6 protein-coding genes and 1 pseudogene are annotated in these 8485 nt (G+C 41.2%); 2 read left to right on the top strand and 5 right to left on the bottom strand.

Going from position 1 to position 8485, the window contains the following annotated elements; all coding sequences use genetic code 11:
- Together PSE7429_RS26020 and PSE7429_RS25280 are read right to left on the bottom strand one after the other, a co-directional pair.
- Positions 1-186: pseudogene (locus PSE7429_RS26020) on the bottom strand (ISKra4 family transposase); the annotation flags it as partial.
- Positions 187-359: 173 nt separating this feature from the next.
- Complete coding sequence (locus PSE7429_RS25280) at positions 360-464, bottom strand: hypothetical protein (protein ID WP_009628886.1); 105 nt, start codon at positions 462-464, stop codon at positions 360-362.
- Positions 465-725: 261 nt separating this feature from the next.
- Here PSE7429_RS25280 and PSE7429_RS23865 point away from each other — a divergent pair, with 261 nt between their 5' ends.
- Positions 726-4142, top strand: coding sequence for a two-partner secretion domain-containing protein (locus PSE7429_RS23865; RefSeq protein ID WP_009628885.1), 3417 nt, complete (start codon positions 726-728; stop codon positions 4140-4142).
- A gap of 6 nt (positions 4143-4148) precedes the next feature.
- Here PSE7429_RS23865 and PSE7429_RS27620 read toward each other — a convergent pair whose 3' ends face one another.
- Positions 4149-4271, bottom strand: a complete 123-nt coding sequence (locus PSE7429_RS27620) for a hypothetical protein (protein WP_267879021.1) — start codon at positions 4269-4271, stop codon at positions 4149-4151.
- A gap of 425 nt (positions 4272-4696) precedes the next feature.
- Here PSE7429_RS27620 and PSE7429_RS18665 point away from each other — a divergent pair, with 425 nt between their 5' ends.
- Positions 4697-5011 (top strand): hypothetical protein, encoded by a 315-nt coding sequence (locus PSE7429_RS18665; RefSeq protein ID WP_009628884.1) that lies wholly within the window; start codon positions 4697-4699, stop codon positions 5009-5011.
- Between the two features lie 256 nt (positions 5012-5267).
- Here PSE7429_RS18665 and PSE7429_RS18660 read toward each other — a convergent pair whose 3' ends face one another.
- Positions 5268-5762, bottom strand: a complete 495-nt coding sequence (locus PSE7429_RS18660) for a response regulator (protein WP_009628883.1) — start codon at positions 5760-5762, stop codon at positions 5268-5270.
- 6 nt (positions 5763-5768) lie between these two features.
- Entirely contained in the window at positions 5769-8111 is a 2343-nt protein-coding gene (locus PSE7429_RS18655; protein WP_009628882.1) for an ATP-binding protein, read from the bottom strand.
- Between the last annotated feature and the right edge of the window lie 374 nt (positions 8112-8485).

Genomic DNA, 8485 nt, shown 5'->3' with positions numbered 1-8485 from the left:
ATCAATACTAAGTTCTGTAATCGTTTCCCCTACTTCTAATTCTGCAAATTCTTGACGGTGGACTAGCCTCTGCTGGGTACTGTGGTCAACGTATATTCCCGTTAGCTTGTGCAAGTCCCGAGCCGCATTTTCGTAAGAAACGTTGGCACTCAGCAATAGACAATTTGCTTCTAGCTGCGGACTCAATCGACTGCGTTTTTCAAACCTAATTGTGCAACTTGTTTGACTCTAATTTGCCATGTTCCTAGACTGGTCTGGATCTTTCTGCTTCTTCCTGTTCTTGTTTTGCTGCTGCTGACTTAAAAAATTTCCGATCTCTGGTGCTACTTCTTTGAGCAAGTGGTCTCTGACTGCTAATTCTATGCTGTTAAAGCTTTTAGCTCTTCTTTTGGGGTATTATTCAATAGAATTGCCGCCGCAGCTTTTAGATGTTCTTTCAGAACTTTGCTTTCTTCGGGTGTCATCTTTTTTTAACCTCATTTTTATTCATTTTCTCATATGTCATCTATAAGTAGAAATACTCATTGCATTAGTGAGATGCTCCCAGTAAAAGCCTTGCGTAGCAAGGCTTTTACTTTTGAGCTTTGAGGAATGGTTTGCTACGCAAACCATTCCTCAAAGCCCGTTTCAAATTATCCCGAACTCACGTTAAAATATTTAATTGTAGTTAAAAATAATATTGATTTCAACTTATAACTTTCAACTTATAACAAAGGAGAAAAACAATGTCAGTAGTTGTCAAGAGTAATTTTATGCAAATTAGACGAGCAGCGATCGCATTGCTATTGTTACAACCCTTTGTTATGGGAAGTGCTGCTTTTGCTCAGTCAATTGTACCCACTCAAGGCTCAGGTAATTTAGGAACACAAGTAGCCCCTGATATTACTAACGCTCAACAATTAAATATCACAGGTGGCACACAAGCCGCCGCAAATCTCTATCACAGTTTTCAGCAATTTGGCTTAACTCAGGGAGAGATTGCCAACTTTATGTCTAACCCTAGCGTTCAGAATATTCTGGCGCGGGTGTCTGGTGGTAATGCTTCGGTGATTAATGGACTCATTCAGGTTACGGGTGGTAATTCTAATCTCTATTTATTGAATCCTGCGGGAATTATTTTTGGTGCGAACTCTAGTTTGAATGTTCCTGCGGCGTTTACGGCGACTACGGCGAGTGGAATTCAGGTGGGTAATAGTTGGTTTGGAGTAAATACAGGGATTGATGATGTCAAAAAGTTAACTGGAACTCCTCAAGCTTTTGGCTTTGCTAGTTCTAATTCAATGCCAACGAGTGAACAACCTGCTGCGATCGTTAATGCTGGCAACCTCACTGTTAAAGAAGGGCAGAGTATTACTCTTGTGGGTGGTTTGGTAATTAATACAGGCACAATTACTTCACCATCAGGTAAAATCACGATCGCTGCATCAGCAGATGGCAAGTATGTCAAAATAACGCCTGAAGGCAGTCTCTTAAGTTTAGAACTTCCTGTCGCTGCTCAACAAGAACTTGCACAGCGCTCAATTCTAGGTTCTGATCTGCCTAGCTTGCTTACAGGTTCATCCGAACTTCGTAACGTAACTGGCTTAAATGTAGATAATTCTGGCAATGTATTAGTTGCCAATAGTTCAATCCCTTCAACTGCGGGAACGGCGATCGCATCAGGTAATCTTGATGTATCTAGCCCTACTGCTAAAGGTGGTGAGATTAATGTTTTAGGCGATCGCGTTGGTCTGGTTTCGGCAAGGCTCAATGCTTCAGGGGGAACGGGGGGTGGTACGGTGCTAGTGGGTGGCGATTATCAAGGCAAAGGCATCGTACCCAATTCCGAGTTTACCTTTGGCAGTCAAGATACCATTGTGCAAGCTAATGCCTTAACTACTGGCAATGGCGGCAAAGTAATTTTCTGGGCAGATAATACCACTCGCTTCTATGGCAGTATTTTTGCTAGAGGTGGTTCCCAAAGTGGTGATGGGGGCTTTGTGGAAACCTCTGGAAAAATTAACTTAGATGTTAATGGTAGCCAAATCAATACATTAGCCCCCAATGGTCAAGCTGGTACTTGGCTCCTCGATCCTAGCGACTTGACAATCAATACTACTGCTGACTCTAACATTGCGGGTGCGCCAAATTTTAATACCACTGCTAGTCCTGCAGTGCTAACAGTAGCCACAATCCTCGCCAATTTAACAGCTGGCAATGTCTCCATTACGACTTCTGGCGGTGCTGGTGGCAATGGCGACATCTCTTTAGCTTCTAGTCTTAGTTCTGCTACTGCTGGACGCACCCTAACTCTGACTGGACGCTATATTAGTCGTTCTGGTGGCTCAACTATTAGTTTAACGGGAGTGGGTAGCAATCTAGTTCTCAATTTAAACTCTGTTAATACCAATGTTGCGCCGCCTGCGAATACCATTCAAAATGCCATTGATACTATTGGTACAGTCAACGGCGGCACTACTGTAAATGTGGCGGCGGGAACATATCAAGAAAATTTAATTATTCCTAATACTATCAGTAATGTCACTTTAAATGGCCCATTTGCCGGAGTTTCTGCTGGCGGTTCTAGCGCCACCAGTCGCGGCTCAGAAGCAATCATTGTCCCAGCCGCAAGTAACACTAGTGACGGCAATATTATTACGGTCAGGGCAAATAATGTTACGATTGACGGCTTTAAACTGGATGGGGATAATACTGCTTTAACTGGTGGACGTAGTTTAAATGGGATAGATGTGAATGCGGCTAGAGGGATATCCAATGGAACGGATGGGACAAGCTACACCCCTATTCAAAACTTGACTGTTCAAAATAATATCATTGCCAATACGAATCGTTCTGGGGTGCTGCTGTTTTCATCCGCTGCTGCGCTGATGGATGGCAATGTAATTACTAATAATCGCTTTGATAATATGTCAGGTGGCACTAATCCTGACAGCGGACGCGGAGTGTACCTATTAAGAAATGCCTATGCCGATGTTACCAATAACTACATTACTCGTGCCTTAATTGGAATACAAATACAACCTATGAGTTCAACTACCCTTGGCACGCGAACTAATATTACAAATAATACCATTGAATCCTATTTCTTTGGTATTTGGCATAACCCCAGCACTGCTAATAACGCTACCTACACGATTGCGAATAATAATCTTTCTGCCTCTGATTATACTTCTTGGTCAGTTCCAGGTGATACCTTTGTAAATTCAATCAAGACCAACCCCCTTGCTTCACCTAATGTCAATACTGGGATCATGCTTAGTTCGGTAACTGGGACTACTTCAGTTAATGTTAGCAATAATAATATCAGTAATTCGAGATCGGGAATTCAAGCTTGGAAAATCACCACATCTGGGACAGCCCAAATTACTGGCGGCACGCTGAGTAATAATCAATATGGGATTTTATTCTATAATGTTGACCCTAACTTTGGCGACGCGGGGACTGGTCAAAGCACTTTAAATGTTAATGGTGTGACCATGCAGAACTCTACTAGAGCAGGTGTTCAAATGCAATATAATTCAACCCTAGCCAATCGTCAACTCACTCTCAATATACAAAATTCTACTCTGAGGAATAATTTAACAGGATTGGAAGTGATTGGTAGTACAGTTATGGCGAATGGGGCTACTGTCAATATTGGCAGTAATAATACTATTACTGGTGGGAATATTGGGCTATTGATAAATGGTTCTGGTAGTGCTCTAACAGGATTGACTATTAATAATGCTTCTTTCTCAGGACAAACAAGTAAATTTATTGCTCTAACCAATAATGCGCTGGACAATCAGCGCATTGATGCTTCGGTAGCTAAGTTTGATAATGTAGAGGGAAGGAATTTGACTTCAGCGCAATATAATGTTGTTCAAAGCAAGTTAAACCACGAATTAAATGATAGTGCCCTAGGTCTAATTTGCTTGAATAGTAGCTGTTCGCCTACAACCACTACAACCACTACAACTTCTTTAACTTTAAATGCTGACACCCTGACCAGGTTAGAGCGGGAGATACAAAAAGTAGAATGTATTTATGGCTTGAGCACAATCTCGAACACAATAAGGAAAACTAATTGTGCTCAAACCATCTTCCTATTCAATCAAAATGAATCCCCTGTAATCAAACCAGAAGTGAGAAATCGCGAATAAAAGTTTTTAAAAAGCGATCAAATATCCACAAGTTGAGTCAAAACTTCTCAAACAGAATTCACGATAGCGATCACTGTGATCATCATTGTCGTAATCCTCTTTATTTACATAGCCCTTAGGAGAGAACATGTGTCTAGTTGCTGTAACTTGAAAACCCTTACTAAGTTTAGTTTTTAATTCACAAAAGTGTGACAACACTTTTGTGAATTGGTATAACTCGATAAAGATACAGCGCTTAGCACTCAAATCCAAACCAAGGAACCTTTTGAAATTGTTGCAAAACAACAATTTCAAAAGGTTCCTTGGGGTTCTTTGTGCTTCTGTCGTCAACTGTATCAGGACGTAAACCTCAAAAGAGGGTTGCCGCGCGGAGGGCGGCAACCCTCTTTTGAGGTTTAATTTTGTCCTAACAAGACTGGCGGCAGCTATAATTCCCTCGTTTGGTAATAGTTATCGATGACTTCCCGACTTTTGTATAGAGTCAATTTGAATAAAAATATGTGATAATTCCAAATTGCGATTCTAAACAATATTACAGCTAGCATAGGGATAATATGGCTATCCAAGGAAAACTGGAACTAACGATTAAGATCAACGAGCTTCCTGTCGATGTAAAAACTGATAAGAACGGTTGGAAATCTTTCAGTTTAGACTGCGATGGGCGGATTTTTCATGTGCATGTTAAACCTAAAGTATTCAAGAAACTGGAAGATGCCCAAGCTAACTTTCCCCATTGGGTAGCGGCGATCGGTGGCAAGTTTGGTGAAATGACCGAAAGAGGATTCATTCTTGCCGAGCCAAGCGTGCAGGTTTTTGAGAAAAAGCCCAAGGAAGCCAAACCTCAAGAATCTGAAGCGATCGCAACATAAGGTTTCCTTACCCCAAGTTAAGAAATGGCTACGCCATTTCTTAACTTGAAAACCCTTACTAGGTTTCGCTTTTAATTCACAAAATTCACAAAATTGTGGCAACACTTTCGTGAATGGGTATTACCAAAAAGAATATGAGTGGCGGCGCAAAGCGCCACCACTCATATTTGGGTTTTATGTCCTAAGCAATCCTTACGTTGCTATACAATGTTTAGGGGAAAAAGCTTGGGATAAAAAAAGCTTGAGATAAATAAATTTAGGCTGAAAATTGTCCGTAGCTAGGTAAGAGTGTAACCTGAAACCAATGTTGAAAAATAACCTGCACAGTCTGTTGCATTTCACTAACACCTAGGGGTTTAAGCATATAACAGTTAGCCCCGTAACGATAACAGGTTTGAATATCTTGGTAACTATTAGAAGTAGTCAGCACAATAATTGGAATTGGTTGTAAATGACTTGATTGCTTAACTCGATAGATGACTTCTCTGCCGTCGGTATTGGGGAGATTGAGATCGAGCAAAATGGCAACGGGCAGAGGGGCTTGCAGTCCTTGGTAATTACCTTGACGGAATAGATAATCAAGGGCTTCATCTCCATCCTGAAATCGCACGATATTATACAGCGATCGCTCTAGTAAATGTAATTTTTGAGTAGCACGCAAAAAACTGTAGAAATCCTCGTCACTGTCTTCGATAATAGCAATTACGGGATGGATGACATCTTCCCAAGGAGAGTTTAATAGCCTTTGCATGGATAATTATAGGGATTCCTGAATTGGTAAGGTAAATAAAAACGTAGTGCCTTGTCCATAGATAGACTGTACTTTAATCGTTCCTCCATGACGTTCGATAATTTTTTTGACAATGGTCAGCCCTGCACCAGTACCACCTCCATATTTGCTAGCAGCATGTAGACGCTTAAATATGCGGAATACTGTTTCAAGATGCTTATCGCGAATGCCAATGCCATTATCGCGAATCAAAATCGTCACAAATCTTTGAGTTGGATTCTGATTTTCATCACTATGTTCTAGCTTAGGAACGATCTGCCAGTCAATTTCCACCCATTTCTGAGGCTGGTCGTTGTATTTAAATGCATTGGAAATGAGATTGGTAAAGATCTCTTCGAGCAAAATTCGATCTCCTAATACCGTTGGTAGCGATCGGATTTTGCGAATTTCGCAGTTTTGCCATTGAGGATTCATCCCCAATAACTCGCTCACATTGCTTAACAGCGGATCGAGAGCGATCGGGGACATTTGTAATTCCTGCCTGCCCAGTCGAGAGAACTTCAGCAAAGAATCAATCAAGGCCTCCATCCGTTTTGTGAGTCTCACTAGGGTATTGAGCTTGTCAGCACCATCATCTTGCAGGATTGGACCGTAATCCTCTAATAGAAAAGTTGCATAGTTATGAATGCCGCGCAAAGGTTCCTTTAAGTCATGGGAAGCAATATAGGCAAAGGCATCAAGTTCGCTATTGCTGCGTTCCAGTTCTAGATTGATATGGGCGAGATCTTCTGCTTGGCGGATCGCAATGTCCACGATCGCCTGTCGAAGTTCGCTTGCTCCTGCTATTTCGCAGTCCAACCAAGGCTGCGATCGCCCTGTCACTATTTCTTGCCATGCTTCAAACGACTTACGCGGAAAGATCGTCATCGTCCCATCGGATTCTAGACGTTTGGGTTTGTTAGGATTTCCTGCCCAAGTAACCGTTTGTGGGAGTTCGGGACGAAACCATAATACGTAGCGATGCTGAATCTTGGAGATTGCCATAGCTAGTAGTCCCGCAGCTACAGCTTGGCAATTATCCGCATCAGGATACAGAGAGGGAAGATTGTCGGTGACAAAAATATCCTGTTTGAATTGCTTGGGCAACCAAGACAATAGCGATTTTAGCCAATCTAGTTGTGGCGTTTGCCCGATCATGGTGATATCGTCGCCTTCACATACCGCCGCTCCCTTAGCCCCTACTAGATTTAATAGGGTCTCAGGTTCCGCAACTAGCTCCTGCACAAAATTATTAGCTTTACTCAGTCGTTCTACAAATTGACTTTGAATGTTTTTGAGTTGAAGTTTGTAATCGAGGTTTTCGTTGGCTTCTTTATTGGCTAATTCGGTAGACATGAGCTGTCCTAAAAACTCACAAACCGTACGAATTTCGTAAGGAATAAATATAGGAGTGTTATGGTGACAGGCGATTAAACCCCATAGATTCTGCTTCTGAATTAAAGAAATAGTGAGGGATGCTGCTACGCCCATATTTTTGAGATATTCAATGTGAATGGGCGATACCGATCGCAAACAACAATGGCTCATATCAAGAGGATGCATCGCTATTTCCTTGATTTGCGAACTAGGGATTAATGGACTGGGACGGTAATCCATATTGGGAATTAATCGTAGCCAGTTAAGTTTATAGAGTTCCTTAGCTTGTTTGGGTATGTCGGAGTCGGGATAGCGTAGCCCAAGAAATGATTCTTGATCGGGTTGTTTAACTTCTGCAATGATATTACCGTCACCACTCTCATTAAAGCGATAGATCATTACACGATCGCAGCCTGTGATATCTTGAATTTCGCGCACGATCAGATCGCACAATTCTCCTAAATTTTGAGCTGCTTGAATTTTAGTAAGGGTTTTCTTAATTTGATAATAAAAATGAAAAAATTCTCGATCAATACTATTAGCGATTGGTTCTAGCTCGAGGATGATTTCGCCACTGATGGCACGATGCACAATTCCATTAAAATTTCGTGTCACATCTTCCGCAGTAGCAAAGCTAATGGCTAAGGGATTAATATGCTCGAAACTGCGGTCCAAGCATTTACTGATGGCTTCAAGGCGATCGCTACTAATAAAATCAGCCAATGGGCGATCGAGGAGATATTCGGTTGCTCTTCCCACAATCTCAAGGCTGTTTGTGCTGACCTGAACGATTTTGAAATCGGGTTCTGTGAGTACCATCAGTAATCCGTGAGGCTGAATCGATTGCGGTATATGGATGGGTTCGCGATCACAATTAGTTAAGTCAACGTCTTCTATTTCATTGATGGCATTGTAATTAACAGAATTATAGATATTATTTTTAGTGGGTTGCATCGAAGGTAAACTCATTGGCTGGTGATATCTAAACTATCCGATTAGGTTTGAACATTAAGCTTTTAAATATTTGGGGATTTGATTTTGAGATTTTGTATTTTGAGATTTTGTATTTTGAGATTTTGTATTTTGAGATTTTGTATTTTGAGATTTTGTATTTTGAAATTTAAGTAACTGAGAAAAATTAAAAATCTCTAGCGAACATGCAGCATTCACTATAAGTTTTACTCTTAGTTTTAATTAGCCGCTTTTAACTAGCGCTACTTAATTACTTAATATTTTAGACTTTGCCCCCACCCCCCTTTGCTAATTATAGCTCTTACCGCTCAAAAGCCCAAATATTAAGTGGCGGCGCTTCGCGCCGCCACTTAATA

It is taken from the genome of Pseudanabaena biceps PCC 7429 (assembly GCF_000332215.1).
Lineage (GTDB): Bacteria > Cyanobacteriota > Cyanobacteriia > Pseudanabaenales > Pseudanabaenaceae > Pseudanabaena > Pseudanabaena biceps.
The sequence above is the reverse complement of the archived record's forward strand: the minus strand, read 5'-3'. Positions and strand labels throughout refer to the sequence as shown.

What these genes read in the sequence shown, in the direction of transcription:
- PSE7429_RS25280 (WP_009628886.1), bottom strand. Translation starts at nt 464, where the DNA reads ATGACACCCGAAGAAAGCAAAGTTCTGAAAGAACATCTAAAAGCTGCG.
- PSE7429_RS23865 (WP_009628885.1), top strand. Translation starts at nt 726, where the DNA reads ATGTCAGTAGTTGTCAAGAGTAATTTTATGCAAATTAGACGAGCAGCG.
- PSE7429_RS27620 (WP_267879021.1), bottom strand. Translation starts at nt 4,271, where the DNA reads ATGTTCTCTCCTAAGGGCTATGTAAATAAAGAGGATTACGACAATGAT.
- PSE7429_RS18665 (WP_009628884.1), top strand. Translation starts at nt 4,697, where the DNA reads ATGGCTATCCAAGGAAAACTGGAACTAACGATTAAGATCAACGAGCTT.
- PSE7429_RS18660 (WP_009628883.1), bottom strand. Translation starts at nt 5,762, where the DNA reads ATGCAAAGGCTATTAAACTCTCCTTGGGAAGATGTCATCCATCCCGTA.
- PSE7429_RS18655 (WP_009628882.1), bottom strand. Translation starts at nt 8,111, where the DNA reads ATGCAACCCACTAAAAATAATATCTATAATTCTGTTAATTACAATGCC.